The sequence below is a fragment of the Lysobacter sp. Soil_C_15 genome (genome assembly GCF_057657315.1).
Genome location: NZ_JBDGIR010000010.1, coordinates 157,727 through 183,478, shown reverse-complemented (window position 1 = coordinate 183,478; position 25,752 = coordinate 157,727). Strand labels below are relative to the sequence as shown.

Annotated in this window: 25 protein-coding genes; 6 read left to right on the top strand and 19 right to left on the bottom strand. The window is 70.1% G+C overall.

The window, feature by feature from the left end; translation table 11 throughout:
* Nucleotides 1–578: 578 nt before the first annotated feature.
* From AC3A57_RS20295 to AC3A57_RS20285, 3 genes are all read right to left on the bottom strand, one after another.
* The gene (locus tag AC3A57_RS20295) at nucleotides 579–2,714 is read right to left on the bottom strand and encodes a putative bifunctional diguanylate cyclase/phosphodiesterase (protein ID WP_487580551.1); all 2,136 of its coding nucleotides are present in this window, start codon (nucleotides 2,712–2,714) and stop codon (nucleotides 579–581) included.
* Nucleotides 2,711–3,679, bottom strand: coding sequence for a phosphate/phosphite/phosphonate ABC transporter substrate-binding protein (locus AC3A57_RS20290; protein ID WP_487580550.1), 969 nt, complete (start codon nucleotides 3,677–3,679; stop codon nucleotides 2,711–2,713). Before AC3A57_RS20290 ends, AC3A57_RS20295 begins: the two co-directional genes overlap by 4 nt.
* 280 nt (nucleotides 3,680–3,959) lie before the next feature.
* Nucleotides 3,960–4,793 (bottom strand): RNA methyltransferase, encoded by an 834-nt coding sequence (locus tag AC3A57_RS20285; RefSeq protein ID WP_487580549.1) that lies wholly within the window; start codon nucleotides 4,791–4,793, stop codon nucleotides 3,960–3,962.
* Between the two features lie 95 nt (nucleotides 4,794–4,888).
* On the opposite strand from AC3A57_RS20285, the gene AC3A57_RS20280 reads away from it, so the two are divergent.
* Together AC3A57_RS20280 and AC3A57_RS20275 are read left to right on the top strand one after the other, a co-directional pair.
* Complete coding sequence (locus AC3A57_RS20280) at nucleotides 4,889–5,707, top strand: inositol monophosphatase family protein (protein ID WP_221673347.1); 819 nt, start codon at nucleotides 4,889–4,891, stop codon at nucleotides 5,705–5,707.
* Between the two features lie 161 nt (nucleotides 5,708–5,868).
* The gene (locus AC3A57_RS20275) at nucleotides 5,869–6,450 is read left to right on the top strand and encodes a 3'-5' exonuclease family protein (RefSeq protein WP_487580548.1); all 582 of its coding nucleotides are present in this window, start codon (nucleotides 5,869–5,871) and stop codon (nucleotides 6,448–6,450) included.
* Between the two features lie 4 nt (nucleotides 6,451–6,454).
* Here AC3A57_RS20275 and AC3A57_RS20270 read toward each other — a convergent pair whose 3' ends face one another.
* The 13 genes from AC3A57_RS20270 to AC3A57_RS20210 form a co-directional block, all read right to left on the bottom strand.
* Nucleotides 6,455–7,306: a class I SAM-dependent methyltransferase gene (locus AC3A57_RS20270; protein ID WP_487580547.1), complete on the bottom strand. Its 852-nt coding sequence runs from the start codon at nucleotides 7,304–7,306 to the stop codon at nucleotides 6,455–6,457.
* Between the two features lie 258 nt (nucleotides 7,307–7,564).
* Nucleotides 7,565–8,272 (bottom strand): arsenical resistance protein ArsH, encoded by a 708-nt coding sequence (gene arsH, locus AC3A57_RS20265; protein WP_487580562.1) that lies wholly within the window; start codon nucleotides 8,270–8,272, stop codon nucleotides 7,565–7,567.
* Nucleotides 8,273–8,286: 14 nt separating this feature from the next.
* Nucleotides 8,287–8,700: an arsenate reductase (glutaredoxin) gene (gene arsC / locus AC3A57_RS20260; protein ID WP_487580546.1), complete on the bottom strand. Its 414-nt coding sequence runs from the start codon at nucleotides 8,698–8,700 to the stop codon at nucleotides 8,287–8,289.
* A gap of 10 nt (nucleotides 8,701–8,710) precedes the next feature.
* Nucleotides 8,711–9,241, bottom strand: a complete 531-nt coding sequence (locus AC3A57_RS20255; protein ID WP_487580545.1) for an arsenate reductase ArsC — start codon at nucleotides 9,239–9,241, stop codon at nucleotides 8,711–8,713.
* Complete coding sequence (locus tag AC3A57_RS20250) at nucleotides 9,238–9,585, bottom strand: ArsR/SmtB family transcription factor (protein WP_487580544.1); 348 nt, start codon at nucleotides 9,583–9,585, stop codon at nucleotides 9,238–9,240. Before AC3A57_RS20250 ends, AC3A57_RS20255 begins: the two co-directional genes overlap by 4 nt.
* Before the next feature lie 246 nt (nucleotides 9,586–9,831).
* Nucleotides 9,832–10,797 carry a protein translocase subunit SecF gene (gene secF / locus AC3A57_RS20245; RefSeq protein ID WP_487580543.1) on the bottom strand — a complete coding sequence of 322 codons (966 nt, stop codon included), beginning with the start codon at nucleotides 10,795–10,797 and terminating at the stop codon, nucleotides 9,832–9,834.
* Between the two features lie 15 nt (nucleotides 10,798–10,812).
* The gene (gene secD / locus AC3A57_RS20240) at nucleotides 10,813–12,669 is read right to left on the bottom strand and encodes a protein translocase subunit SecD (RefSeq protein ID WP_487580542.1); all 1,857 of its coding nucleotides are present in this window, start codon (nucleotides 12,667–12,669) and stop codon (nucleotides 10,813–10,815) included.
* Between the two features lie 61 nt (nucleotides 12,670–12,730).
* Complete coding sequence (gene yajC, locus AC3A57_RS20235) at nucleotides 12,731–13,087, bottom strand: preprotein translocase subunit YajC (RefSeq protein WP_064748423.1); 357 nt, start codon at nucleotides 13,085–13,087, stop codon at nucleotides 12,731–12,733.
* A 192-nt stretch (nucleotides 13,088–13,279) separates the two neighbouring features.
* The gene (gene tgt / locus AC3A57_RS20230) at nucleotides 13,280–14,386 is read right to left on the bottom strand and encodes a tRNA guanosine(34) transglycosylase Tgt (RefSeq protein WP_487580541.1); all 1,107 of its coding nucleotides are present in this window, start codon (nucleotides 14,384–14,386) and stop codon (nucleotides 13,280–13,282) included.
* Nucleotides 14,387–14,536: 150 nt separating this feature from the next.
* Nucleotides 14,537–15,592: a tRNA preQ1(34) S-adenosylmethionine ribosyltransferase-isomerase QueA gene (queA, locus tag AC3A57_RS20225; RefSeq protein ID WP_487580540.1), complete on the bottom strand. Its 1,056-nt coding sequence runs from the start codon at nucleotides 15,590–15,592 to the stop codon at nucleotides 14,537–14,539.
* A 482-nt stretch (nucleotides 15,593–16,074) separates the two neighbouring features.
* The gene (locus AC3A57_RS20220; RefSeq protein WP_487580539.1) at nucleotides 16,075–16,677 is read right to left on the bottom strand and encodes a response regulator transcription factor; all 603 of its coding nucleotides are present in this window, start codon (nucleotides 16,675–16,677) and stop codon (nucleotides 16,075–16,077) included.
* Nucleotides 16,674–17,861 carry a sensor histidine kinase gene (locus AC3A57_RS20215; RefSeq protein ID WP_487580538.1) on the bottom strand — a complete coding sequence of 396 codons (1,188 nt, stop codon included), beginning with the start codon at nucleotides 17,859–17,861 and terminating at the stop codon, nucleotides 16,674–16,676. The genes AC3A57_RS20220 and AC3A57_RS20215 overlap by 4 nt, the downstream gene beginning before the upstream one ends.
* Before the next feature lie 290 nt (nucleotides 17,862–18,151).
* Nucleotides 18,152–19,825, bottom strand: coding sequence for an amidohydrolase family protein (locus AC3A57_RS20210; protein WP_487580537.1), 1,674 nt, complete (start codon nucleotides 19,823–19,825; stop codon nucleotides 18,152–18,154).
* 392 nt (nucleotides 19,826–20,217) lie between these two features.
* Here AC3A57_RS20210 and AC3A57_RS20205 point away from each other — a divergent pair, with 392 nt between their 5' ends.
* From AC3A57_RS20205 to upp, 4 genes are all read left to right on the top strand, one after another.
* Entirely contained in the window at nucleotides 20,218–21,717 is a 1,500-nt protein-coding gene (locus AC3A57_RS20205; RefSeq protein ID WP_221673358.1) for an aminotransferase class III-fold pyridoxal phosphate-dependent enzyme, read from the top strand.
* Between the two features lie 121 nt (nucleotides 21,718–21,838).
* Nucleotides 21,839–22,081, top strand: a complete 243-nt coding sequence (locus AC3A57_RS20200; RefSeq protein WP_487580536.1) for a hypothetical protein — start codon at nucleotides 21,839–21,841, stop codon at nucleotides 22,079–22,081.
* A 48-nt stretch (nucleotides 22,082–22,129) separates the two neighbouring features.
* Nucleotides 22,130–22,441 carry a hypothetical protein gene (locus tag AC3A57_RS20195; protein WP_487580535.1) on the top strand — a complete coding sequence of 104 codons (312 nt, stop codon included), beginning with the start codon at nucleotides 22,130–22,132 and terminating at the stop codon, nucleotides 22,439–22,441.
* A gap of 183 nt (nucleotides 22,442–22,624) precedes the next feature.
* On the top strand, nucleotides 22,625–23,260 hold the full coding sequence (upp, locus tag AC3A57_RS20190; RefSeq protein WP_487580534.1) for a uracil phosphoribosyltransferase: 636 nt from the start codon (nucleotides 22,625–22,627) through the stop codon (nucleotides 23,258–23,260).
* Between the two features lie 49 nt (nucleotides 23,261–23,309).
* Here upp and AC3A57_RS20185 read toward each other — a convergent pair whose 3' ends face one another.
* The 3 genes from AC3A57_RS20185 to AC3A57_RS20175 all read right to left on the bottom strand — a co-directional run bounded on the left by AC3A57_RS20185 (nucleotide 23,310) and on the right by AC3A57_RS20175 (nucleotide 25,716).
* Nucleotides 23,310–24,062 carry a TMEM43 family protein gene (locus AC3A57_RS20185; protein ID WP_487580533.1) on the bottom strand — a complete coding sequence of 251 codons (753 nt, stop codon included), beginning with the start codon at nucleotides 24,060–24,062 and terminating at the stop codon, nucleotides 23,310–23,312.
* Entirely contained in the window at nucleotides 24,059–24,949 is an 891-nt protein-coding gene (locus AC3A57_RS20180; RefSeq protein ID WP_487580532.1) for an MBL fold metallo-hydrolase, read from the bottom strand. The genes AC3A57_RS20185 and AC3A57_RS20180 overlap by 4 nt, the downstream gene beginning before the upstream one ends.
* 167 nt (nucleotides 24,950–25,116) lie before the next feature.
* Nucleotides 25,117–25,716 carry a hypothetical protein gene (locus AC3A57_RS20175; protein ID WP_487580531.1) on the bottom strand — a complete coding sequence of 200 codons (600 nt, stop codon included), beginning with the start codon at nucleotides 25,714–25,716 and terminating at the stop codon, nucleotides 25,117–25,119.
* Nucleotides 25,717–25,752 lie beyond the last annotated feature (36 nt).

Below are 25,752 nucleotides of genomic sequence, written 5' to 3'. Positions count from 1 at the left end.
GGAGGGCGGCCCGCAGGGATGCGGGCCGTGCGCAGCCAGGCCAGGGATGGCCTGTGCGGAGCAGCCCTGCGCAAGCTCCGTCCCATAGTGGCTTTTGATTCGAAACAGTTATGGCGTTTTCTTTGGTTACTTTTGACCGAAGGAAATCCCGTGGGACTTTGTCGCCTTGGACAAAGAAAGTGACCCGGCCGCTTGCGGACGGAAGCTTTGCTTTGGAGCTTTGGAGCTCTTGTAGCCTTCGAACGGCAAACGGCGCGAGACCGCAAGAACGCGGTCGCGGCTTACGCCGCTCCTACAGGGGCGCAGGACAAAGACGCGGCGAATTGAGAGATGGCGGTCGCGGCTTGCGCCGCCCCCCACGCGATAGATTCGAGCTTCGATCAACGACAACGGCGTTGGGTTCTCTGCGCGTCCCGTGGTCGCGGCTTGCGCCGCCCCCCCACGCGACAGATTCGGGCTTCGATCAACGACAACGGCGTTGGGTTCTCTGCGCGTCCCGTGGTCGCGGCTTGCGCCGCTCCTCCCCTTTGGGGGGCGGCACTCCGGACCGGCCGCCGACGCCCGGGCGATCGCCGTACCTACGCGGTCAACAGGGCGCGGAACTCCTGCGCGTTGACCGGGTGGCCGAGCCAATAGCCCTGGGCCAGGTCGCAGCCGCGCTCGCGCAGCACCGCGTACTGGCCTTCCTTTTCCACGCCCTCGGCGACCACGGTGATGCCCAGCGAGTGGGCCATGGCGATGATCGCCGTGGTCAGCGCCAAGTCGTCCGGGTCGCGCAGCACGTCGGCGATGAAGCTGCGGTCGATCTTGACCCCGTCCACCGGCACCCGGCGCAGATGGCTGAGCCCGGAGAAGCCGGTGCCGAAGTCGTCCAGCCACACCTTGACCCCGCTCGCGCGCAACCGCGCCAGCAGGTTGCTGGCGTGGATTTCGTCGCCGATCACCGCGGTCTCGGTCAGTTCCAAGTGCAGGTGGTGCGCCGCCAGCCCGGTGTCGTGCAGGCAGTCGGCCACGGTCTTGGGCAGGTCGCCGCTGCGCAGCTGGCGCGGCGAGACGTTGACCGACACGAACAAGGGCTCGGCGTCCGGGCGCGCGCGCTGCCAGGCCATCGCGTCCTCGCAGGCCGCGCGCAGCACCTGCGGCCCCAGGGTCTCGATCATGCCGCTCTGCTCGGCCACGTCGATGAACACCGACGGCGCGATCAGCCCCTGCTCGGGGTGCTTCCAGCGCAGCAAGGCCTCGGCGCCGACCATCGCGCCGTCGGCCAGGCGGTACACCGGCTGGTAGACCAGGCTCAGCTCGCCGCGGTCCCAGGCGCCGCGCAGCTCGTGCTCCAGGTGGACCCGGCGCTCCACCGCCTGGTCCATCGCCCGGCTGTAGAAGCGGTAGCAGTTCTTGCCGGCGACCTTGGCCTGGTACATGGCGATGTCGCCGTTCTTCATCAGCCCGGTCGCGCCGGAGGCGTCCTCCGGATACAGGGTCACGCCGATCGAGGTGCCCAGGAACACCTGACGGTCGTGGACCACGATCGGCTGGCCGAGCTCGCCGACCAGCACTTCGGCCAGATGGCTGGCGATGCTGCGCGCCTCGCCCTGGCGATCGTCCCCGCCCTCGACCAGGATCACGAACTCGTCGCCGCCGAAGCGCGCCAGCAGCGCGTGCTCGCCGCCGATCCGCAGCACCGTCTGCTGGATGCGCTGGGCGAACTGCAGCAGGACCTCGTCGCCGGCATCGTGGCCGAGGGTGTCGTTGACCCGCTTGAAATCGTCGATGTCGGCGAACAGCAGCGCCAGCTGTCCGCCGCCGTCGCGCAGGTGCAGCAGGCGCTGGTCCAACGCCTCGCGGAACGCCAGCCGGTTGGCCAGCCCGGTCAGGGCGTCGGTGTAGGCCATGCGGCGGATGTCGCGGTCGTGGCGGGCCAGGCTCTGGCTCATGCGACCGAACGCGCGCATCAGGTCGCCGACCTCGTCGTTGCCCTGCCCGCCCGCCGGCGCGCTGTCGAAGTGGCCGTTCTCGATCGCCTGGGCGGCGTCGGCCAGTTGCCGGATCGGCTTCACCAGCCAGCGCTGGATCAGCCACAGCATCAGCCCGCCCAGCGCCAGCAGGCCCACGCTCAACACCCCGACCCACAGCAACTGGCGCCGGCCGAGTTCGTTGAGGCGATTGCGCAGCTTGTCCAAGGCGCCGTCCTGGTAGGCGCGCATGGCCTTGAGGTCGTAACCGACCCGGACCCCGCCCAGGCGCTGTTGGCCGATCTTGATCGGCGCCGACACGTCCAGGGTGGTCTCGGTCCATTGCGCGTGCAGGCCCTGCGCGCGCACCACCTGGGCCGCGATCGCATCGTCCATGCGCTTGCCGTAGCTGGGGATTTCCTCGCTGCCGTCGTGGACGACGTTGCCGTCGCTGTCGTAGACCAGCACGTAGCGCACGCCGGGGTTGTTCATCGCCGCGCGGCCAAGCTCGCCGATCGCGTCCAGGTCGAAGTAGTACAGCGGGTTGGTCAGCGACCCGGCCAGCTGCGCCACCTCGCCCTCGCCGTGCCGGCGCAGGCTCTCGGCCATGGTGTCGCGCATCGCCTCGCGGCTGATCCCGACCACCTCGCTCTGGGTGCGCTCCTGCCGCTCCAGCAGCATCGCGATCAGCGCGGTCACGCCCAGGAAGGCCACCGCCATCATCGCCAGGAACTTGGCCTGCAAGCCGGCGCGCAGGTTCATTCGACCTCCGCGCGAACCCGCGCGACGCCTTCGCCGATGTGATCCAGGCTGCGCTGCGAAGCGGCGTCGATCGGCAGGAAACGGGTGGTCTTGAAGAAGCGCAGCAGGGCCTCGCCGGCGTCCGGGTCGCCGGCGGCGTCGATCAGCACCTCGCGCAGGCGCGCGGCGACCTTGGGATCGAGATCGCCGCGGACCAGTTCCAGCGCGCGCGGATACTGTTCGCTGCGGCCGATCACCACCAGGTCGCGGCGGAACGCGTCCGGCACCCGGCGCGGGTTGTCCCAGTCCAGGTTGCTCATCACCCCGGCGTCGACCAGGCGCTTGTGCACCCAGGTCGAGATGTTGAGCTCCGAGCGCGCGAACAGATAGCCGACCGCGCCGCGGTTGATGCGGTCGGTCGGCGACAACAGGATCTCCAGCGCCAGGCCCTGTTCGAGCAGGGTCGCCGCCGGGACGAAATACGCGCTGGTCGAGGACGGGCGCTGGAAGGCCACGTTGTGGCCGCTGAGGTCCTTGAGCGTGCGCAGGCCGCTGTCGCGGCGGGCGAAGAACACCGAATGGTAGTGGCTGACCCCGTCGCGCTCGGTCAGCAGCAGCGGCCGGGTCTGCGCGCGCTGCTCCAGCAGCATCGCCGTGCCGGCGGTCTCGCTGACCCAGTCGACCCGGCCGCGACGCAGGTAGCTGGCCATCTGCTGGGCGTCCTTGGCCATCAGGATCCGGCCTTCGCGGATGCCGACGTCGGCCATGCGCGGGACCACGTAGTCCAGCAGCGGCTTGAGCTGTTCGTAATGGGTCTTGGGATCGTCGCTGATCCGCCCCAGCACCAGCACGCGGGCATCCGAGCCGTGCTTGTGCCCGCCGGGCACGTCGTGCGGCTCGGCCGCCGGCGCGGTCGCGGCGAAGGCGCCCAACAGGACCAGGACCAGCGCCCACCACAAACCGGAATTCCGCGCGCTAACGCTCAACAGTCGTCACCTGGTCGGATTGCCTAGCGAGCGTAATCGAAACCGAGCCCGGACCGGAACCGGGGCCGCCCCACCGTCCATCGGTCCGCGACCGCCGCCACAGCCGCCCCGCACCGGGACCGCCCCTTCGGCAGCACGCTCCTGCCGCCGCACGCCCCGGCCTCATGCCGTCCCACGAAACTCGCCGCCCCCACGCCCCGCGCTACCCCGCCTTTGCAAAGGCGGGCCAGGGGGATTTGCTCTTGCTCTTGCGACCGTCGCTACCGCTCCCGCGAAGACCTCAGCGCTTGTCCCCGGCCAGCATCGCCATCCGCTCCACGTCCGCGAGCACCCCGCGCAGCAGCCGCACCTCGCGCTCGTCCAGGTCGGCGCGCAGGAACAGCCGGCGCAGCTTGCGCATCGCCGAATCCGGGGTGCGGCCCTTGTGGAAGTCGATCGCATCCAGGGCCTCGCCGAGCTGGCCGAAGAAGCCCTCCAGTTGCGCGTGCGAGGCCGGCGGATCGCGCCGCTCGTAAACGCCGCCGGCGGCGGTCGCGGCCAGCGCGGCCAGGCGCAGTTCGTAGCTCAGCACCTGCACCGCGGCGCCGAGGTTGAGCGAGCTGTAGGCCGGATTGGCCGGAATGTGCACCGCCGCATGGCACAGCTGCAGTTCCTCGTTGTCCAGGCCGGTGCGCTCGCGGCCGAACACCAGCGCCACCTCGCCGCCGCCGCGGGCGCGGCCGTCGATGCGCGCGGCCGCCTCGCGCGGGGCCAGTTCCTCCAGGGCGATGCGCCGGCTGCGCGCGGTGCAGCCCAGGACCAGATGGCAGTCGGCCACCGCCGTGGCCAGGTCGGGCAGCACGCGGGCCGCCTCCAGCACGTCGTCGGCGCCGGCCGACATCGCGTAGGCGTCGCGGTCCAGCGGCTTCTCCGGTGCGACCAGCACCAGCCGCGACAGGCCCATGGTCTTCATCGCCCGCGCCGCCGAGCCCATGTTGCCCGGGTGCTGGGTGCCGACCAGGACGATCCGGATGCGCGCGGCGGCGGGGTCGGCGGCGACGGACGCAGCCTCAAGTGAGTTGGCATTTTCGGGCGCCTGGACCGGCGCCGGGGGGTGACGGGGATCGGTGTTCATGCGCAGATGGTAAACTCCCCGCCCCGGCCCAGCGCCGGTTCCGCTCTTTCTCCCCGCCAGTCCCGCCCCTCCTCCCACGTTCGAGGCCGTAAGCCATGCAGAAACCCGCCGTCACCCTCATGGTCAAAGCCGCCCGCGCCGCAGGCAACGTCCTGCTCCGCCACATGCACCGCGTGGACGCGCTGAACATCGTCGAGAAGGGCCGCATGGACTACGCCAGCGAGGTCGACCGCCTCGCCGAAGCCGAGATCATCAAGGAATTCCGCCGCGCCACCCCGGACTACGCCATCCTCGGCGAAGAGCACGGCCCGCTCGGCCAGGCCCGCTTCACCTGGGTGATCGACCCGCTCGACGGCACCAGCAACTACCTGCACGGCATCCCGCACTTCTGCGTCTCCATCGCCCTGTGCGAGAACGGCGAGCCGATCCACGGGGTGATCTTCGACCCGCTGCGCAACGACCTGTTCACCGCCAGCCGCGGCAGCGGCACCCAGCTCAACGAAAAGCGCGTGCGCATCGCCGAACGCAAGGAATTGAACGGCGCGATGCTGATCACCGGCTTCCCGCCGCGCGAGCGCGCCAACGCCAGCGCCCACCTCAAGTGCCTGGACAACCTGCTGATCGACGTCGAGGACGTGCGCCGCACCGGTTCGGCCGCGCTCGACCTGGCCTACGTCGCCTGCGGTCGCGCCGACGGCTACTTCGAAGCCGGGCTCAAGCCCTGGGACGTCGCCGCGGGCGTGCTGATGGTGCGCGAAGCCGGCGGCAAGGTGGTCGACTTCCGCGGCCGCCCGACCGGGCCGATGGACAACCGCGGCCTGCCCCCGCGCCAGATCGTCGCCGGCAACCTGCGCGTGGCCGACGCGCTGCAGCAGCGGATCGTCAACACCGGCTACGCCAACGCGTTCGACTGAGCCGCACCGCCTCGGCTCGCACCGCAGCGAATGCCAGAAGAACGCCGCGACCGGGTCGCGGCGTTTTTCGTTCGCGCGCGGGCGGATGCGGCGGCCGCCCGCCGCCGCTACATTGGACGCTGGCCGGCGCGCGCCGGCGAAACGTTCAAAGGACTGAGCCGATGAGCCGACCCGAAATCTACGTCAGCACCGACGTCGAGGCCGACGGCCCGATCCCGGGGCCGCATTCGATGCTGAGCTTCGCCTCGGCGGCCTATCTGGCCGACAAGACCCTGGTCGGCACGTTCTCGGCCAACCTCGACACCCTGCCGGGCGCCGCAGGCCACCCCGACACGATGCGCTGGTGGGGCGACAACCGCGCCGCCTGGGAGGCCTGCCGACGCGACCCGCAGGCGCCTGAAGCGGCGATGCGCGCCTACGTCGAGTGGCTGGACGCGCTGCCCGGAAAGCCGGTGTTCGTCGGCTACCCGGCCGCCTACGACTTCCTGTTCGTGTACTGGTACCTGATCCGCTACGCCGGCCGCAGCCCGTTCGCGCATTCGGCGCTGGACATCAAGTCGTATGCGATGGCGGTGCTGAAGACCGACTACCGCGAAACGACCAAGCGGCGCATGCCCAAGGCCTGGTTCGACCGGCTGCCGCATACCCACGTCGCCCTCGACGACGCGATCGAACAGGGCGCGCTGTTCTGCAACCTGCTGGCCGCTTCGCGCCGGCCGGCGCGCGCAGGCGGCGGGACCTAGCCGCTCACGCCGCCCGCGCCGTCACCGTCCAGGTCGCGCCCATCATCGCGATGCCGCGCTCGCGCGCGAGTTCGCGCAGGGCGCCGCGCAGGCGGGCCTCGGCGCGCGCGCGCACGGCCTCGTCCTGGGCGGCGAGCAAGCGCGCGACCGGGCCGACCCGCAGCACCTGGTCGTAGGCATCGGCCGCGGCCGCGTCGGGGTCCTCGCCCTCGCCGAGATAGAACGGCGCCTGGAACGCGCTCAACTCGATCGCGCCGAAGCCGGCCGCGCCGAGCACCTGCTCGATGCGCTCCGGTTCGGCCAGCGCGAACGGGCCCGGCGCGCGCGGATCGACGCTGGGCAGGTCGATCTCCGCGGCGATCGCGCGCAGCGGCCAGCGATACCAATCGTTCCGGTCCGGCCCTTGCCAACAGGCGAAGGCGAGCCGGCCGCCGGGCTTGAGCGTCTTGCGCAATTCGGCGAAAGCCGCGACGGGATCGTCGAAGAACATCACCCCGAAGCGCGAGAACAGCAGGTCGAACCGGGCCGGCGCGAACAGCGGCCGGCTGGCGTCGGCCAAGCGGAACTCGACCGGCAGCGCCAAGGCCGCGGCGCGTTCGCGGGCGCGGCTCAGCAAGGGCTCGGACACGTCCACGCCGGTCACCGAGCCGCCCGCGCCGACCGCACGCGCCAGTTCGAACGCGGTCGCGCCTGCGCCGCAGCCGATGTCGAGCACCGCTTCGCCCGGCTGCGCTGCGGCCGCATCGAGCGCGTCGCGGCCGTAGGCGGCGGTGCGCCGGTCGAGCCAGTCGTTATAGGTCAGCCAGCGTTCGCCGACGGCGCCGTTCCAGTCTTCGATCTGCTGCCGATTCGCCACTCCATCGCATCCTCTGTTCGGGGCGACCGCCGCACCCGGGCAGGTACGCGCGGGTTGCAAGAACCCGGTCGCCGGAAACCGATCGTCCGCCGCAACGCGGCAACGCCATGATGGCGCAACGGCCGGACAAAGCGGAACGGCCATGTCGCGCGGCGGCAGGGTGAAAGCAAAATCGGCGTTACCCGGCCGGCGGCGCCGGCGTCTTAGCACAAGGCTCCGACGCGCCCGCGATCGGGCGATCGCGAACCCGCCAGCCGGTCACAGGGAACGCTGGTTCACGCGTTTCGAAAGCGCTTCGGCATCCTCGACGCGCTCGGAGTAGCGGTCCGTCAGATAGTCGGAGCGGCCACGGACCAGCCAAGTGAACTTGGCCAATTCCTCGCACACGTCGACCACCCGCATGTAGTAGGCGGAGGGTTTCATCCGGCCGGCGTCGTCGAACTCCAGGTGCGCCTTGGCGACCGAAGACTGGTTCGGGATCGTGACCATCCGCATCCAACGGCCGAGCGTGCGCATCTGGTTGACGGAGTTGAAGCTCTGCGAGCCGCCGCAGACCTGCATGACGGCCAGGGTCTTGCCCTGCGTCGGCCGCCTGGACCCCAGCGCCAAGGGGATCCAGTCGATCTGCGCCTTCATGATCCCCGTCATCGCGCCGTGGCGTTCCGGGCTCACCCAGACCATCCCCTCCGACCAGTCGGCGAGTTCTCGCAGTTCGGTCACTTTCGGGTGATCCGGGCTCACCGCGTCGGGAAGCGGCAAGTCGCGGGGATCGAAGGTACGCACCTGGCAGCCGAACCAACGCAGGAGCCTGCCAGCCTCCTCGGCCAGCAGGCGCGAGTAGGAGCGCTCGCGCAGCGAGCCGTAAAGGATGAGGATGCGAGGCGGGTGCCGAGGGTCGCCCGGAGCAGCGAGCGACTCGACATCGATCGAATTGAGCTGGGCCGGATCGACGTTCGGCAAATCCATCGAGACAGGCTGAGTCACGTCGCGGCTCCTGCCCAGACCACCACTTCGCCGTCCTCTTTGGTGAAAGAGGCCACCGGACGGGCCAGCAGACCCAGTACTGTTTCGGACGGCCGGCACAGAGCGGCGCCCTTCTCGGACACGACGATCGGGCGGTTGATAAGGATCGGATGCGACATCATCGCATCCAGCAACTTCTCGTCGGAGAGCGCGGGATCGTCCAACCCCAGCTCGGCGTAAGGCGTCCCCTTCTGGCGCAGCAAATCCCGCGCCGTGAGGCCCATCGCCCGGATCAGTTCCGTCAACGCTTCGCGCGACGGCGGGGTCTTCAGGTACTCGATCACCACCGGGTCTTCCCCGGATCGGCGAATCATTTCCAGCGTATTGCGGGAGGTGCCGCAATCGGGATTGTGATAGATCGTAACGGCCATGCAGTAGGTCTCAGGTTAGGTCCCGGCGCGGCATAGACGCGCCCTCGAACTGTCCGATTTCGCGCACCTTGGCCGCCAGGCTGGATCGCTCCAGCGTGGCCAACGGCAGCGCGACGAAGGCGTTGATGCGGTTCTCCACATAGCCCAGCGCCTTTCGGAACGCCGCCCGCTTCCGCATCTCGCCGCCGTCTTCATGGCTTGGGTCTTCGATTGCCCAATGTCCGGTCACCGGTTGCCCCGGCCAGACCGGGCACGCCTCGCCGGCGGCCCGGTCGCAGACGGTGAAGACGAAGTCCATGCGCGGCGCTCCGGGAACGGCGAACTCGTCCCACGACTTCGACCGCATTGCGTCGGCGGGATAACCGGACTCGCGCAGCACCTCCAACGCCAAGGGGTTCACCTCGCGCTTTGGATGGCTCCCCGCGGAGAAGGCAGTGAAGCGACCGGCTCCGACTCGGCGCAGGATCCCTTCGGCCAGGATGGAGCGCGCCGAATTAGCGGTGCACAGGAACAGGACGTTGAACGGCTGGCCGGTGCTCATGGGCAGGTCTGCGCAGCGCAGGCAGCGACGGGATCGGTGAGGGAACCGCAGATTTCCGGGTTTCCGGAACAGCAGTCCTCGGTCAGGAAGGCCAGCAGCCGGCGCATGTCGCCATAACTGGCGGCGTACAGGATCCGTCGCCCGTCCCGCCAGGACCTCAGCAGGCCGGCGCGCTCCAGCGCGGCGAGATGGAAGCTCATCCGCGTCGGCGCAATCGCGAGCGCATCGGCGATCTCGCCCGACGGCATGCCGTCGGGCCCTTTGCGGACCAGCATGCGGAAGGCCGCCAGGCGATCGGTGTGCGCGAGGGCGGAAAGCGCCGAAACGGCGGAATCGTCGTTCATGGCTCAATTCTACAACTATCCTTGTAGAATGCAATAAATACCCCGCCGGCCGCGCGCTGCCCCGCGAATCCGGCATCGGTGCATCGACCCGGCCCCAATCGACCGCTTTGCGCGGGATAGGGACAGCGCGGCCGTGCGCGTTCGCAGGCCGCCGCCGTGGCCTGCGCGGACAAAGAAAAAGGCCGCGCAGGCGCGGCCTTTTCTTCGCAGCGGCTCCGGCACCCGTCCCGCAGGCGCCGGCGGCGGTTACGGACGGCGCGCCAGCGCCGCCTCGTCCTTGGCCTTGGGCAACAGGTCCTGCTTGCTGACCTTCAGCAGGCCCAGGGTCAGCAACGGGCAGGCGACGAAGATCGACGACAGGGTGCCGATGATGATGCCGATCATCTGCGACTCGGCCATGCCGCGCAGCGAACCGCCGCCGTAGATGTACAGCGCGACCACGGTCAGGAAGGCGACGAACGAGGTGATCACCGTACGCGACAGGGTCTGGTTGATCGACTTGTTGAGCACGGTTTCCGGATCGGCGCGCATCGAGCGGAAGTTCTCGCGCACGCGGTCGAACACCACGATGGTGTCGTTGATCGAGTAGCCCATCACCGACAGGATGCCGGCCAGCACGGTCAGGTCGAACTCGTGGCCGGAGATCGCGAACCAGCCGGCGACCACGATCACGTCGTGCAGGGTGGTGATGATCGCGGCGACGGCGAACTTCCATTCGAAGCGGAAGGCGATGTAGATCAGGAAGCCGACCACCACGAACAACAGCGCGTACAGACCGTTCAGCGCCAGCTCGCGGCCGACCTGCGGGCCGACGAATTCGTTGCGCAGGATCTTGGCCTGGTTGTCGGCGCCCGACACCGCCTTCATCACCGCCTCGGCGGCGTGGGCGGTGGCGGCCGAGCCGGAATCGCCCTCGCGCGGCTGCAGGCGGATCAGCAGCTCGTTGCCGGCGCCGTAGGTCTGCACCTGGGCGCTGTCGTAGCCGTCGGCGGCCAGGCGCTCGCGCACCGTGTCGAGCGAAATCGGCTTGGCCAGGTGCAACTCGACCAGGTTGCCGCCGGTGAAGTCCAGGGCGTAGTTGAAGTTGCGGGTGGCCATCGCGCCGAGGGCGACGAACATGATCAGCGCGGCCACGGCGATCGAGACCCAACGCAACTTCATGAAGTTGATGTTGGCGTCGTTGGGCAACAGGGTCAGCGGGAAAATCTTCATGTCAGGGTTCTCCCGTCAGATCGCGATGGACTTGAGCTTGCGGCGGTTGCCGTAGAGCAAGGTGGCGATGCCGCGCGAGACGGTCACGGCGGTGAAGACCGAGGTCAGGATGCCGATGATCATGGTCATCGCGAAGCCCTGCAGCGGGCCGGTGCCGAACGCCAGCAGCGCCAGGCCGGCCAGCAGCGCGGTCATGTTGGAGTCGAAGATCGTGCCGGAGGCCTTGTCGTAGCCGCTGGCGATCGCCGCTTGCGGCGGCACTCCGGCGCGCAACTCCTCGCGTATGCGTTCGTTGATCAGCACGTTGGCGTCGACCGACATGCCCACCGACAGGGCCAGGCCGGCGAAGCCCGGCAGGCTCATGGTCGCGCCGATCATCGACATCAGCGCCACCACCATCAGCAGGTTCAGCACCAGCGCCAGGCAGGTGATCAGGCCGAACATGCGGTAGTAGATCAGGAAGAAGGTCAGCGCGAACACGAACGAGTACAGCACCGCGGTGGTGCCGCGCTTGACGTTGTCGGCGCCCAGGCTGGGGCCGACCACGCGCTCTTCGACGAAGGTCATCGGCGCGGCCAGGGCGCCGGACTTGAGCTGCTTGGCCAGGCTGTTGGCCTCGTCGCGGCTCAGGCCGGTGGTCTGGAAGTCCTTGCCGAACACGCCCTGGATGCGCGAGGAGCTGATCACCCGCTCCTCGGTGCGGGTGGTGCGAACTTCCTTGCCGTCGACGATCTCGGTGACCGGGATCTGCTCGACGTAGACGATGCCCAGGCGCTTGCCGACGTTTTCCAGGGTGTGGTTGAGCATGCGCTGGCCGCCGATGGCGTTCAGGGTGATGCTCACGCTGGGCTGGCCCTGCTGGTCGTTGCCGGGGATGGCGTTGACCAGCTGGTCGCCGGACACCAGCAGGCGCTTGGACAGCAGCAAAGGCTGCTTGGCCTCGTTGTAGTACACGCGCGCTTCCGGCGGCACGTTGCGGTCGCGCACGGCGGCCGCGGCGGCGGCTTCGTCGCCGACCACGGCGCGGAATTCCAGGGTCGCGGTGGCGCCGATCTGGCGCTTGGCCTCGGCGGTGTCCTGCAGGCCCGGCAGCTGGATCACCACCCGGTCGGTGCCCTGGCGCTGGATCACCGGCTCGGCCACGCCGAAGGCGTTGATGCGGTTGCGCAGGGTGGTCAGGTTCTGCTCGATCGCGTCGAGCGAGATGCGCTGCAGCTCGGACGGCGGGATGTTCAGGGTCAGGGTGCGGCCTTCCAGGTCCTGGGTCAGGGTCGGAAAGGCGGTGCGCAGCTGCTTCTGCGCCTTCTCGGCGTCGGCGTTGCCGGCCAGGGTGGCAACGATGGCCTCGTTGCCGCGGCGCACCACCGAGGTGTACGGCACGGCGCTGTCGCGCAGGGTCGCGCGGACGTCTTCGACGTAGGCCTCGAGGCGCTTGTTCAGCGCCGCGGCCTGGTCGACCTGCATCACGAAGTGCACGCCGCCCTGCAAGTCCAGGCCGCGCGGCATCGGCTTGGCGCCGAGCGATTCCAGCCAGCCCGGCACGGTCGGCGCCAGGCTCAGCGCGACCACGTAGTCGCTGCCGAGCTTGGGCCGCAGCAAGTCGGCTGCGCGGGTCTGCTGCTCGGTGTCGTTCAGGCGCACCATCAGGTTGCCCTGGTCTTCGACCTGCACCGACTTGGTCGGAATCTTGGCCTGGGCCAGCAGATCGGCCGCCCGCTTGGCCAGCGCGGCGTCGATCTGGGTGCTGCCCGACCGCGCCGCGGAAATCTGGACGGACGGGTCCTGCGGATAGGCGTTCGGCAGCGCGTACAGCACGCTGACGACGAGAACCACCAGGATGGCGAAGTATTTCCAGCGCGCGAAGGTCAGCATCGAAAACCCCTGCGGCGGCCTCCCCGGCCGCCGCGATTGAAGATGGCGTGGCAGCGTCGGATCAGGCCGACTTCAGGGTGCCCTTGGGCAGCACGTTGGCGATCGCGCCCTTCTGCACGCGGATGCGCACGTTGGCGGCGATTTCCACGGTGATGAAGTTCTCGCCGATGTCGGTCACGGTGCCGGCGATGCCGCCGTTGGTCAGCACTTCGTCGCCCTTGGACAGCTTGTCCAGCATCGCCCGGTGTTCCTTGGCGCGCTTCATCTGCGGGCGGAAGATCAGGAAGTACATGACGGCGATCAGCACCAGCGGCAGGACGAGGCCGCCGAGGCCGCCGCCGAACAGGCCGCCCTGCGGCGCGCCGGCCGGCGCGGCCTGGGCGTAGGCGGGAGCGATCAGGAGGTCGAGCAGGTTCATCGTGAAGTCCTGGAACGAAAATAGTCGGGGATTATGCCACGCCCGGACCGGGGCCAACGGCGGCCGCGGAATGGGGTCCGCGGCACGTTTTTGGCCACGCATTCGCCGGCGTTCGGAGCGGTCGGCGGCGCCGGGCGGGGCGGTTGCGGCCGTGGCCGGGCCCGGCGGCCCGGTCGGTCCGCCTGCGGCCGATCAGCTGCGGGCGGCGTAGAAGGACTCGCGGAAGGCGGCAAAGGTTCCCTGCTCGATGGCCTGGCGCATCTGCGCCATCAGGCGCTGGTAGTAGCGCAGGTTGTGCAGGGTGCCGAGCATCGGCCCGAGCATCTCGTTGCAGCGGTCCAGGTGGCGCAGGTAGGCGCGGCTGAAGCCGTTGGCGCAGGCATAGCAGTCGCAGCCCTCCTCGATCGGGCGCAGGTCGCGCTCGTACTTGGCGTTGCGCACCCGCACCGTGCCGGTGGAGGTGAAGTAATGGCCGTTGCGGGCGTTGCGGGTCGGCATCACGCAATCGAACATGTCGACGCCGCGGGCGACCGACTCGACCAGGTCTTCCGGCCGGCCCACGCCCATCAGATAGCGCGGCCGGTCGGCCGGCAGCTGCGGGCAGGTGTGTTCGAGCATCTCGTTGCGCTCGGCCTCCGGCTCGCCCACCGCCAGGCCGCCGATCGCGTAGCCGTCGAAGCCCAGCGCCTGCAGGCCCTGCGCCGAGCGGCTGCGCAGGCCGTGGTGGACGCCGCCCTGGACGATGCCGAACAAGGCCGCATCGTTGCCCTCGTGGGCGCGCTTGGAGCGCTCGGCCCAGCGCAGGCTCAGTTCCATCGACTTGCGCGCGACCTCCTCGGTGGCCGGGTACGGCGTGCATTCGTCGAAGATCATGACGATGTCCGAATCCAGCACGCGCTGGATGCGCATGCTCTCTTCCGGGCCGAGGAAGACCTTGCTGCCGTCGACCGGCGAGGCGAAGGTCACGCCCTGCTCGGTGATCTTGCGCCGGTGGGCGAGCGAGAACACCTGGAAGCCGCCGGAGTCGGTCAGGATCGGCCCGTTCCAGCGCGCGAAACCGTGCAGGCCGCCATGGTCGCCGATCACGTCCAGGCCGGGACGCAGGTACAGGTGGAACGTGTTGCCGAGGATGATCTGCGCGCCGAGCTCGCGCACCTGCTCGGGCATGATGCCCTTGACCGAGCCGTAGGTGCCGACCGGCATGAACGCCGGAGTCTCGACGGTGCCGCGCGGAAAGCTGAGGCGGCCGCGGCGCGCGGCGCCGTCCTGGCCTAGCAGTTGGAACGACATGCGGCTCATGCGCGGGCTCCTTGATCGGGGTGCGGGGCGCATGGAGCGACGCGCGGGGGAAATGGGGGCATGGGAACCTGGGGGATTCGCCGTCAGGCCGGCGGCGGAAAAACAAAAGCGACGCGTGCGGTGTTCGGGCTTCGGTTGGCGACGGCGGGACTACGTCGCTGCGGTTGGCAGCAGCAGCATCGCGTCGCCGTAGGAGAAGAACCGATAGCGCTCGGCGATCGCGTGGGCGTAGGCGGCGAACATGCGCTCCTTGCCGGCGAAGGCCGAGACCAGCATCAGCAGGGTGCTCTCGGGCAGGTGGAAGTTGGTGATCAGGCCGTCGACCGAGCGGATCCGATAGCCCGGCAGGATGAACAAGCGGGTCTCGCCGGCGTAGGGCTGCAACTCGCCCTCGCCGCTCTGGCCGTTCTCGTGGCGGGTCGCGCTTTCCAGCGCGCGCACCACGGTCGTGCCGACCGCGATCACCCGGCCGCCGGCGGCGCGGGTGCGGCGGATCTGCTCGATCAGGCCGGCGCCGACGTTGAGCCATTCGCTGTGCATCACGTGCTGGTCCAGATGCTCGGCGCGCACCGGCTGGAAGGTGCCGGCGCCGACATGCAGGGTGACGTGGCCGAACTCGACCCCGCGCTCGCTCAGCCGCTGCAGCAGGGCCTGGTCGAAATGCAGGCCGGCGGTGGGCGCTGCGACCGCGCCGACTTCGCGCGCGAACACGGTCTGGTAGCGCTCGGCGTCGTCCTGGCCTGGCTCGCGCTGGATGTACGGCGGCAGCGGCAGGCGGCCGGCGTGCAGCAGCCATTGCTCCAGCGACTCGGGCACGTGGAAGCGCAAGCGGTAGAACTCGCCGTCGCGACCCAGCACCTCGGCCTCGCCGCCGGCATCCAGGGCGATGCGCGCGCCGGGCTTGGGCGACTTGCTGACCCCGAGCTGGGCGCGCGCCTCGGACCCGCCGAGCAGGCGCTCGATCAGGATCTCGACCCGGCCGCCGGTGCTCTTCTGCCCGAACAGGCGCGCCGGAATCACCCGGGTGTCGTTGAACACCAGCAAGTCGCCCGGCCGCAGCAGCTCGGTCAGGTCGCGGAAGCTGCGGTCCTGCAGCGGCGCCGGCTCCGGCGGCACGACCAGCAGGCGGCTGGCCGAGCGTTCGGCCAGCGGGGCCTGGGCGATCAGCTCGGGCGGGAGTTCGTAATGGAAGTCGGACTTTTTCAAAGGAAACCGGAGAGAGTGAGCGCGCAGCGCCGCGGCGGCCGAAGCCCGGCCGACCGGACCGTGCCGGCCGGAGGGCGGCCGGGGTCGAACCAGGCAGGGCGGAACCATGCAGGGAGCTGGACATTATCCCGGGTATGGGCGGGATCGCCAAAGGCGGGGGGGGGGGCGCAGGTGGGGGCGGCATCCGCAAAAGCAAAGCAAATCCCCCTACCCCCTTTTTCAAAGGGGGGAACGGCAAAAGCTGGGTGCGCGCACTCTTGCCCCTCTGACAAAGGGGCCAAGGGGGAGCGGCAAAAGCTGAGCGCGCGAGCTATTGCCCCCTTTTGACCAAGGGGGCCAGCGCCCGGCGCGGGGTGGGCTGCTGGACGGAGTCCGGAGCGCGGGGGATTTGCTCTTGCCCCGCTCTTGCCCCGCTCTTGCCCCGCTCTTGCCTAGCCCATGCCTGGCTCCTGCCTCGCCCCTACCCGACCGCGCCGGCGCCGCTACAACCAGCCGTTCTGGCGCGCGCGCCGATAGGCCTCGATGCGATTGCTGCTGTCGAGCTTGCCGATCGCTTCGGACAAGTAATTGCGCACCGTGCCCTGGCTCAGGTGCAGGCGCTCGCCGATTTCGGCGGTGGACAGGCCCTCGCCGGCCAGGCGCAGGACCTGGCGCTCGCGCTCGGTCAGCGGGTCTTCATCGCTCCAGGCCGCCACCGCGAGTTGCGGGTCGATCGCCCGGCCGCCTCGGTGGACCTGGCGCAGCGCGTCGGCGAGCTGGCCGGCGGGCGCGTCCTTGAGCAGGTAGCCGCGCACTCCGGCGTCCATCGCCCGGCGCAGGTAGCCGGCGCGGCCGAAGGTGGTGACGATCACCACCCGGGTCGGCAGGCCGGAATCGCGCACCCGCAAGGCCAGGTCGATGCCGGTCATGCCGGGCATCTCGATGTCGGTGACCAGCAGGTCCGGCTGCACCCGCCGCACCGCCTCCCAGGCGCTGGCGCCGTCGCCGGCCTCGGCCACCACCTCGATGTCGGGCTCCAGGTTCAACAACGCGGCCAATGCGCCGCGCACCAGGGCCTGATCTTCGGCCAGCAACAATCGGATCATGCGATACCTCGTTCGAGCAAAGCCGGGCCCTTGTCCTTGGTCGGCGTCGGCGGCGCCGGCGGCAGCCGCCGCGCCGCGCTCAGCGCTTCGCGCGGCACCAGCAGGCTGAGCCGGGTGCCGCCGCCCTGGGGGCTGTCGATTTCGACCACGCCGCCGATCGCGCGCAGGCGCTCGCGCATGCCGGTCAGGCCGTGGCCCTCGGCCGCCACGCCGCCGCGGCCGTCGTCGGCGATGCGCAGCGCGATGCCGCCGCGCGATTCTTCGGTCAGTTCGACCTCGACCCGGCGCGCGCGCGCATGGCGCAGCACGTTGGTGACCGACTCGCGCAGGGCCAGGGCCAGGGTGGTCTCGATGTTGCCGGGGATCTCCACCGGCGCCAGGCGATGGTCGAGGCTGATCTCGCCGCCGAGCAGGGCCAGCCGCGCCGCCGCCAGCTCGGCCTGCAGGCCGTTGGCGCGGATCCCGGCGACCGCTTCGCGGACCTGGGTCAGGGCCTCGCGCGCGACCCGCTCGACCTCGCCGATCTGGTCCTGCGCGGCGCGGGTGTCGTGTTCGATCAAGCGCGCGGCCAGCTGCGACTTCAGCACCACCACCGACAAGGTATGGCCGAGCAGGTCGTGCAGGTCGCGGCCGATGCGCTCGCGTTCGGCCAGGCTGGCCAGGCGGCGCACTTCTTCCTGGGTCAGGCGCAGCTCGGCGTTGCGCAGTTCGCGCGAACGCGCGGCAAGCACGCCGGCGTAGACGATCGAGCCGACCAGGACGTGGATCAGGAAGCCCGACACCGGCATCGCCACCGCGGGCAGGGTCGTGATCATCTCGACCCCGAGCACCGCGAACAGCACCACCGTCAGGCTGACCCCGCGCCACAGCGGCAGGAAACTGGCCAGCATGCCGGCGGCGAAGATCAGGTAGGTGCCGCCGCCGGCGCCGAACGGCAGCACCGTATAGCCGATCGCCGCCACGCCCAGCACCAGCCACAGGCGCGCCTTGGCGCCGGCGCGGTAGAACGCCCAGTACAACGGCAGGAACACCGCCACCGAGCCGACCGCGACCGCCACCACCCACCACGGCAGCACCGGCCAGTAGAACAGCGGCACGAAGACGAAGCTCAGATAGAGCAAGGACGCCAGGTGCCAGCCCAGCAGGTGTTCCTGTGTGTCCAGCGACGGTCCGGGCAAGCGCATGGTCGTGTCCTACGATGAAGTCGGCGTGCGGCCGCGCGAGGGTCGGGCGGGCATCGGCCCGGCGCGACGGAAGCGGAACGGCGCAAGCGCGCGGTCACCCTCGTGACCGGCGCTGCGGGATCGCGACGGCGACCGCATGCCGGCGGACTTTAACGGAGTTCGACCGCGTCGATCTCGAATTCGAACCCGCCCGGGGCGCCGCCGGCGGCGAGGGCGATGCCGCGCAACTGGCTCAGATCGACATGGGCCATGCCGGCCAGGGGCACGCTGACCTGCTGCCAATGCCCGGCCTAGGTCGGCACCAGCAGGAAGCCCGGCGTGCCCGGCAGCTCCTTGCCGGAGAACACCAGCACCGAGACCGGGCGGCCGTCGCCGCGCAGGCGCAGGCTCAGCTCGCGTACCGAACGGGCGTCGGCAGCGGCCATCGGCGCCGGACCCGGCACCAGCATCAGCCCGGCCCAGGGCTGCGGCAGGCCGGCGACGAGCTCGCCCTTGGCCGCCAGCGCGGTGCCGCCGCCCTGCCCCGCCTGCAGTTGCGATTTGGACTTGCCGCCCATGTAGGCGTCGTAGGACGCGACCCAGCGCGGCCCCGGCTGGCCGGCGCTCCAGGTCGCTACCGCGCCGGGCTGCAGGGTCGGCGCGACGGCCACCCGCTCGACCGGGTAGCCGTTCTTCCATACCGTGCGGATCGCCCGGGTCGCAGCGATGTCGGCGGTCGGATCGCCTTCGACCAGGACCAGGTCGGCGCGCAGGCCCTTGGCGATGCGGCCGCGGTCGCTCAGGCCGAAGCTGCGCGCCGGCAGCGAGGTCGCCGCGCGCAGCGCTTCGATCGGGCTCAGCCCGGCCGCGACCAGCAGCTCCAGCTCGCCGTGCTGGCTGGCGCCGTGGCTGGTGCCGGGGTTGCCGGCGTCGGTGCCGGCCAGCACCGCGACGCCGGCCTCGTGCAGCAGGCGCACGTTCTCGCTCGCGTTCTTGGCCTTGTCCGGTTCGACCCGCCAACCGAAGCTGCGCGCCAACTCGTCCTTCTGCGCCGAGGTCAGGAACGGCGCCAGGCGCGCGTCGGCGATCAGTTGCTTGCCGTTGCCGGCGCCATAAGCCGAGTGCTCGACGGTCAGGGTCGGCACCACGAACGCGCCGCGACGCTTGATCGCCGCGACCAGTTGCGGGTCGTCGAGGCGGTCGGCGTTGATATGGACCAGGCCGTCGGCGCCGGCGTCGATCGCCAGCTTCGCTTCCTCGGCGCGCGAGACGTGGACCACGGCCAGCTTCTTGCGCGCGTGCGCGGCCTGGATCGCGGCGCGCAGCGAGGCTTCCGACAAGGTGTTCAGGCGCGGCTTGCCCTGCGCGTCGCGCAGTTCCTCCAGCACCAGCTTGATGTAGTCCGAGCCCTCGTCGATGCGCGCGTCGACGAAGGCCTGCGCCTGCGCCGGGTCGTCCAGGGTCGGAATCGGCACGCCGTACTGGGTGCCGTGGCCGCCCTTGGCGGTGACCAGGGTGCCGGCCGACCACAGGTCGGCGCGGTCGGTGCGGGCGCGGCCGGCGCGTTCGGTCTTCGCCGCGGTCAGCTGGCCGCTGGCATTGAACATGTCCAGCTCGGTGGTCACGCCGAAGCGCAGCGCGTCGTTGCGCGCGCTGCCGAAGCTGTGGGTATGGGCGTCGATCAGGCCCGGCAGCAGGGTCGCGCCCTGGCCGTCGATCACCGCGGTCCCGGCCGGCACCCGCAGCTTGGCGCCGACTTCGGCGATCAGCCCGTCGCGCACCAGCACGGTCGCCGACGGCAGCAGCCGGTCGCCGTCGAACACCCGCACCCCGGCGATGGCGAAGCTCGCCGGCGCCTCGCCGGCCGCCGGCTCGGCCCCGGCGGCCTGGGCCGCCGCCAACGGCGCGGCGGCGAACAGCGCCACGGCCAACAGCCGGGTCTTCAGTCGGCGCAGGGAGGGATGCGTCCGGGCGAGCGAGGACATGACGGCGGTCCGATGGGTCCGTGGAAGATGCGCCTACTGTCGGCGCCGGCCGCCGCAGCCGGCAGTGGGCGAATGCATCGATCGCCGGTGACAAGCGTCAACCGGTCGCAGGCGGGCCGGACCGAATCCCCTCGGCGGCGGGGGTTATCGTCGCCGTGCAGACATGATAAACTCGATAAATCATTGAAATGAAAAGAAAAATCGTCAAATAGAGCGGTCTTCACGCAAAATTTTTGCGCGGCTTTTCTTCGTTTCGATCGGTTTTAAGGGTGTGCGAGATGGCGCTTGGCAGCCGGGGGCTGCTGCAACTGCGAAGGTCCGCGCCACGGCGCCGGACCGGTCTCCCACGTAGTCAAGCCTCGGCGGGACGCCGATGTTCTTTGGAGATTGAAATGACCAACCTGCTCGACCAACTCGCGCCGCTGCGCGCCCACGCCGGCAAACGCCGCACCGTCGGCCTGGACGACGACACCCTCGTCCGTTTCGCCGTCACCCATCCCGAACTGGGCGAAGCCGTGGCCGCGGCCGCCGCCGAATACGCCCTGATCCGCGAGCTGCACGCCGACCTGCTCGACCTCGACGAGGACGCGCAGATCCACGCGGTCCAGGCCGGCTACGTCAACTTCTACCCCGACGACGGCGTCAACCCCTATGTCGCCCTGACGGCGCGCGGGCCCTGGGTGGTGACCCTCAAGGGCGCGGTGCTGCACGACTCCGGCGGCTACGGCATGCTCGGCTTCGGCCACACCCCGTCGGCGGTGATCGCGGCGATGGCCAAGCCGCAGGTGATGGCCAACATCATGACCCCCTCGCTGTCGCAGCTGCGCTTCGAGCGCGCCCTGCGCGGGGCCATCGGCACCGCCCGCGGCGGTTGCCCGTACGAGCGTTTCTTCTGCCTGAACTCCGGCTCGGAGTCGGTCTCGCTGGCCGCGCGCATCGCCGACGTCAACAGCAAGCTGATGACCGACCCCGGCGCCGCGCACGCCGGCCGCACGATCAAGCGGGTGGTGGTCAAGGGCAGCTTCCACGGCCGCACCGAGCGTCCGGCGCTGTATTCGGACTCCTCGCGCAAGACCTACCTGCAGCACCTGGCCAGCTTCCGCGGCGAGGATTCGGTGATCGCGGTCGAGCCTTACGACCTGGATGCGCTCAAGCAGGTGTTCGCCGACGCCGACGCCAACGGCTGGTTCATCGAGGCGATGTTCCTGGAGCCGGTGATGGGCGAAGGCGACCCCGGCCGCGGCGTGCCGCCGGCCTACTACGCCGCCGCGCGCGAGCTGACCCGCAACCACGGCTCGCTGCTGCTGGTCGATTCGATCCAGGCCGGCCTGCGCGCCCACGGCGTGCTGTCGATCGTCGACTATCCGGGCTTCGAAGGCCTGGACGCGCCGGACATGGAGACCTACTCCAAGGCGCTCAACGCCGGCCAGTACCCGCTGTCGGTGCTCGCCGTGGGCGAACGCGCCGCCTCGCTGTACCGCAAGGGGCTGTACGGCAACACCATGACCAGCAATCCGCGCGCGCTCGACGTCGCCGTCGCCGTGCTCGAACAGGTCACCCCGCAGCTGCGCGCCAACATCCGCGCCCGCGGCGCCGAGGCGATCGAAAAGCTGGAAAAGCTCAAGGGCGAGCTCGGCGGCCTGATCACCAAGGTCCAGGGCACCGGCCTGCTGTTCTCCTGCGAACTGTCGCCGCAGTTCAAGTGCTACGGCGCCGGCTCGATCGAGGAGTGGCTGCGCGAGCGCGGCATCGGCGTGATCCACGGCGGCGTCAACTCGCTGCGCTTCACCCCGAACTTCACCATCGGCAGCGACGAACTGGAGCTGCTGGTGTCGATGGTCGGCCGCGCCCTGCGCGAAGGCCCGCGTCTGCAGCAGCAGGCGGCGGCCTGAGAGCGAGGAAAGAGCTCGGAGGAGCGAGGAGTGAGCGAAAGCGGCTCCTCGCTGCCCGATGCCGCTTTTGCGTTTACTCGCTCCTCGCTACTCTCCACTCACTTCTAGCCCGGAGGGCGCCATGATTCGTCTGTCCAACAAGGAAACCGGCGCCGACATCGGCGAGATCAGCGAGGAAGAACTGCAGATCCTGGTCGCGGCGCTGGAGGAAGAGAACAGCAGCGACCAGGACTACTGGATCGACCATGCCGTGGTCGACATGATCGAGATCGATCATCTCAACGCCGGCTCGCTGATCACCGTGCTGCGCGCGGCGATCGGCGACAGCGACGGGATCGAGATCCGCTACGCGCGCACGGCCTGAGGCCGACGCGCTTGGGCCGCGGCGACGCCGCGGTCCGGCCCGCCCTCCATGACGCTCGATCTGATCCAGGCCCGGCACGAGCGCGAGGCTTCCACCTCGCGCATATCGTTCGCCATCGAGCTGCCCTTCCACAGGCAACTGTTGGCCCGGGCGCTGCCGGACGACGCGTATCCGCTGCTGCTCCGGCTGCGCGACTACCGGTCCGACGCGGCATGGTCGTGCGCCGAACTACCGGATCTGCAGACGGAACTGACCCGGCTGCAGGCCCGGTTCACCGACCCCGCCGATATCCGCCGGCTTTCGCTGTTCGTCGCCCAGGCCGTCGCCGACGGCGACAACCTCTACGCCATCGCGGACTGAGTTCCGCGCGCTTCGCGAACCGCCGCGGACGCCCGTTGCGCAAACGGCGCAGTACCGGCCTTCGCTCTGGCCCGCGGAAGCCGACGCCAGCCGCTGCAGCGGCCCGCGCCGCGCTTGCGCCCCGCTCCGCAACCGTCAATCCTGTGCGGCAACAACCGCCGCCCGCCACCGTTTGAGGCCGCCATGAAAATCGTCGAAGTCCGCCATCCGCTGGTCCAGCACAAGCTCGGCCTGATGCGCCGCGCCGACAACAGCACCAAGTCGTTCCGCGAACTCGCCTCGGAAGTCGCGACGCTACTGACCTACGAAGCCACCGCCGACCTGGAGACCGAGGAAGCGGTGGTGGAAGGCTGGGCCGGGCCGGTGACCACGCGCCGGATCAAGGGCGCCAAGGTCACCCTGGTGCCGATCCTGCGCGCCGGCCTGGGCATGCTGCCGGGCGTGCTGGAACTGATCCCGGCGGCCAAGGTCGGCGTGGTCGGCCTGCAGCGCGACGAACAGACCCTGCAGCCGGTCGGCTACTACGAAAAACTCACCGGGCGCATGGACGAGCGCACCGCGCTGATCCTCGACCCGATGCTCGCCACCGGCGGCAGCCTGATCGCCACCGTCGACCTGCTCAAGGCCGCCGGCTGCAGGCGCATCAAGGGCCTGTTCCTGGTCGCCGCGCCGGAAGGGCTGAAAGCGCTGGAAGCGCGCCATCCGGACGTGGAGGTCTACACCGCCTCGGTCGACGAGCGCCTCAACGAAGTCGGCTACATCCTGCCCGGCCTCGGCGACGCCGGCGACAAGATCTTCGGCACCAAGCACTACGCCTGAGCCGGCCGCGCCGCGGGCACGCGCTCGCGGGCGCGCGGCGGATAGCGGATTACTGCGCCTTGCGCCGGCGCCGCTGTCGCAGGCGATACAGCAGGATCAGCGCGAATCCCACCGCGACCGCGAACCAGCCCGGCGACCAGCCGCCCGGCGCCGCATCGGCGCTCGCCGCCGGCGCCGCGCGCGCAGGCGCGGCCGCCAGGGCCGCGGCGGCGGCTTCCGGCAACAGGCGCCAACGCCCGTCGCGCAGTTCCAGCTTGCCTTCCAGCGCCGGCAGGCGCAGTTCGCGCCAGCTAACCCGCAGGTCGCCGATCTGCGGGTCCAGCGGGTTTTCCGCGCTGCCCAGGCCATCGCCCTCGGGCTGGAAGGTCGCCGCCAGATTGGCCGGCAGACGGCTGAAATTCGGCCGGAACACCCGCCATTCGCCGATCGTGCGCAGTACCTCGACCTGGATCGGCTTGCCGTCCAGGCTGGCGTTCTCCGCCCACCAGCGCTTGTTCTCCAGCGGCATCCGCGTCGGGTTGACGTGGCCCGCTGCGAAGCCGGCCGAATCGATCGGCGCGGCATTCCAGACCCGCTCGTAAGCCTTGCCGTTGAACCGCCACTGGTACATCTCGACCCGGCGGTCGAGGCCGAACTGGCGCGTCTCGACGCCGAAATCGCGATCGAGCAGGCGCTTGCCGGCGATCGGCTCGCCCAGCGGCTCGGCATCGTCCGCGGTCTGCGCCTGCGCGGCGAAGGCCAGGCCGGCGATCGCCAACAACGCGATCGCCCAGCCTCGGCCGCGCGCGCGCGCCGCGGTCATGCCGCCAGCGCCCTCGCCTGCAGCTCGGCGACTTCGTGCGCGGTGCCGAACTTGCCCTTGTCGTCGCGCACCACCTGGGCCAAGGCGCAGCCCGGATCGTGGGTGAAGAACAGATGCACGTTGCGCGCCAGCTTGTCGCTGAGGAAGGCCTTCTTCTCGTCGATCAGCAACTCGGCGTTGCGGTCGTAGCCCATGGTGATCGGCACGTGCACCCAGGGCCGGCCGGGGATCAGATCGGCGCAGAACACCACGCCGCCGTGCGCCTCGCCGTCGACGCGGTCCGGGCCGACGATCTCGGCCAGCATCAACCCCGGCGTGTGGCCGTCGCTGTAGTGGAAGCGCACGCTCTCGCCGAGCAGCTTGGAATGCGCGCCGTCGACCAGTTCGAGCCGGCCGGTGGCTTCGAGCAGGCCCGGCAGTTCGGCGATGAAGCTGGCGCGGTCGCGCGGATGCGGCTGCAACGCGCGCTGATAATGCTCGCGGCCGACCAGGTAGTGCGCGTTCGGGAACAGCAGGCGCGGCGGCTGGCCTTCGGCCCACGGCGCCAGCAGGCCGCCGGCGTGGTCGAAATGCAGATGCGACAGCACCACCACGTCGATGTCTTCCGGCGCGAAGCCGGCCGCGGCCAGCGAATCGACCAGCACGTGACGCTCTTCCACCACGCCGTAGCGCTCGCGCAGCTTGGGCTCGAAAAACGCGCCGATGCCGGCCTCGAACAGCACCGTCTTGCCGGCCAGCGGCGTCGCCAGCAGGGCCCGGCAGGCCAGCTCGATGCGGTTGGCCTCATCGGGCGGCGACCACTTCGCCCACATCGCCCGCGGCGCGTTGCCGAACATCGCACCGCCGTCGAGCTTCTGCGAGTTGCCCAGGATCGACCAGAGTTTCATGGCTGCATCGCCCGCATCGGGCGTCGGCTGAGAAAGCTAGATTCTAGGCTTTGGGGCGTGAATCGGAAATGGAGCGCGGGACTCGGGACTCGGGACTCGCAAAAGCCTGGCGCACCGCTTCTGCCTTGCGAGTCCCGAGTCCCGAGTCCCGAGTCCCGAATCCCGGCTTACTGCGGCGTAGTCGAAGTCGCGAAGTGGAAGATGAACTCGCCATCGCGGCCGTTCTCGCCGGCCAGCACGCGCACCGGCGGCAGCGATTGGCCGGCGCGCAGCACCGCGCTGCCGCTGGCGTGGGCCTTGAGGATCAGGCCGGCGGAGCGGCCGGCGATCTTGACCGGCATTTCCTGGCCCGGCACCAGCACCACCTGGCCCATCGACGGATCGCTGGTACGCGGGCTGACGATGCGCGCGTCCTCCGCGTCGCTGTAATCGCGCGCCGGCAGTTCGAACAGGTCTTCGCCGCCGGCTTCGACGTCGAAGGTCCAGGCGGTGCTGCCGTTGGTGCCGTCGTTGACGACTTCGATCCGCTGCAGGGTCAGCAGCACGGTGTAGCGCGACGGCGCCTGCGGCTTGGCCGCGGCGACGGCTGGCGCGCCGACAACTGGCGCGGGCGCCGGTTGCGCGGCCGCCGGCTTGTCCTTGAAGCCGCCGATCTCGCGCACGTTGTTGATCAGGGTGGTCAGGGCGACGAGGAAGGCGACCAGGGCGATCGAGATCGCCGGCACGCGGGTATACCAACGCTTGTCCTCGTCCTTGTCCCCGCTCACCTGCCGCTCCTTAGGTTCCGTGATGGCCGTCGCCGT

What these genes read in the sequence shown, in the direction of transcription:
- secF (WP_487580543.1), bottom strand. Translation starts at nt 10,797, where the DNA reads ATGAAGATTTTCCCGCTGACCCTGTTGCCCAACGACGCCAACATCAAC.
- AC3A57_RS20255 (WP_487580545.1), bottom strand. Translation starts at nt 9,241, where the DNA reads ATGAGCACCGGCCAGCCGTTCAACGTCCTGTTCCTGTGCACCGCTAAT.
- AC3A57_RS20210 (WP_487580537.1), bottom strand. Translation starts at nt 19,825, where the DNA reads ATGTCCTCGCTCGCCCGGACGCATCCCTCCCTGCGCCGACTGAAGACC.
- AC3A57_RS20185 (WP_487580533.1), bottom strand. Translation starts at nt 24,062, where the DNA reads ATGACCGCGGCGCGCGCGCGCGGCCGAGGCTGGGCGATCGCGTTGTTG.
- AC3A57_RS20295 (WP_487580551.1), bottom strand. Translation starts at nt 2,714, where the DNA reads ATGAACCTGCGCGCCGGCTTGCAGGCCAAGTTCCTGGCGATGATGGCG.
- AC3A57_RS20275 (WP_487580548.1), top strand. Translation starts at nt 5,869, where the DNA reads ATGAGCCGACCCGAAATCTACGTCAGCACCGACGTCGAGGCCGACGGC.
- AC3A57_RS20280 (WP_221673347.1), top strand. Translation starts at nt 4,889, where the DNA reads ATGCAGAAACCCGCCGTCACCCTCATGGTCAAAGCCGCCCGCGCCGCA.
- AC3A57_RS20220 (WP_487580539.1), bottom strand. Translation starts at nt 16,677, where the DNA reads ATGATCCGATTGTTGCTGGCCGAAGATCAGGCCCTGGTGCGCGGCGCA.
- AC3A57_RS20215 (WP_487580538.1), bottom strand. Translation starts at nt 17,861, where the DNA reads ATGCGCTTGCCCGGACCGTCGCTGGACACACAGGAACACCTGCTGGGC.
- yajC (WP_064748423.1), bottom strand. Translation starts at nt 13,087, where the DNA reads ATGAACCTGCTCGACCTCCTGATCGCTCCCGCCTACGCCCAGGCCGCG.
- AC3A57_RS20200 (WP_487580536.1), top strand. Translation starts at nt 21,839, where the DNA reads ATGATTCGTCTGTCCAACAAGGAAACCGGCGCCGACATCGGCGAGATC.
- upp (WP_487580534.1), top strand. Translation starts at nt 22,625, where the DNA reads ATGAAAATCGTCGAAGTCCGCCATCCGCTGGTCCAGCACAAGCTCGGC.
- tgt (WP_487580541.1), bottom strand. Translation starts at nt 14,386, where the DNA reads ATGAGCCGCATGTCGTTCCAACTGCTAGGCCAGGACGGCGCCGCGCGC.
- AC3A57_RS20205 (WP_221673358.1), top strand. Translation starts at nt 20,218, where the DNA reads ATGACCAACCTGCTCGACCAACTCGCGCCGCTGCGCGCCCACGCCGGC.
- arsH (WP_487580562.1), bottom strand. Translation starts at nt 8,272, where the DNA reads ATGGATTTGCCGAACGTCGATCCGGCCCAGCTCAATTCGATCGATGTC.
- secD (WP_487580542.1), bottom strand. Translation starts at nt 12,669, where the DNA reads ATGCTGACCTTCGCGCGCTGGAAATACTTCGCCATCCTGGTGGTTCTC.
- AC3A57_RS20195 (WP_487580535.1), top strand. Translation starts at nt 22,130, where the DNA reads ATGACGCTCGATCTGATCCAGGCCCGGCACGAGCGCGAGGCTTCCACC.
- AC3A57_RS20250 (WP_487580544.1), bottom strand. Translation starts at nt 9,585, where the DNA reads ATGAACGACGATTCCGCCGTTTCGGCGCTTTCCGCCCTCGCGCACACC.
- arsC (WP_487580546.1), bottom strand. Translation starts at nt 8,700, where the DNA reads ATGGCCGTTACGATCTATCACAATCCCGATTGCGGCACCTCCCGCAAT.
- AC3A57_RS20285 (WP_487580549.1), bottom strand. Translation starts at nt 4,793, where the DNA reads ATGAACACCGATCCCCGTCACCCCCCGGCGCCGGTCCAGGCGCCCGAA.
- AC3A57_RS20180 (WP_487580532.1), bottom strand. Translation starts at nt 24,949, where the DNA reads ATGAAACTCTGGTCGATCCTGGGCAACTCGCAGAAGCTCGACGGCGGT.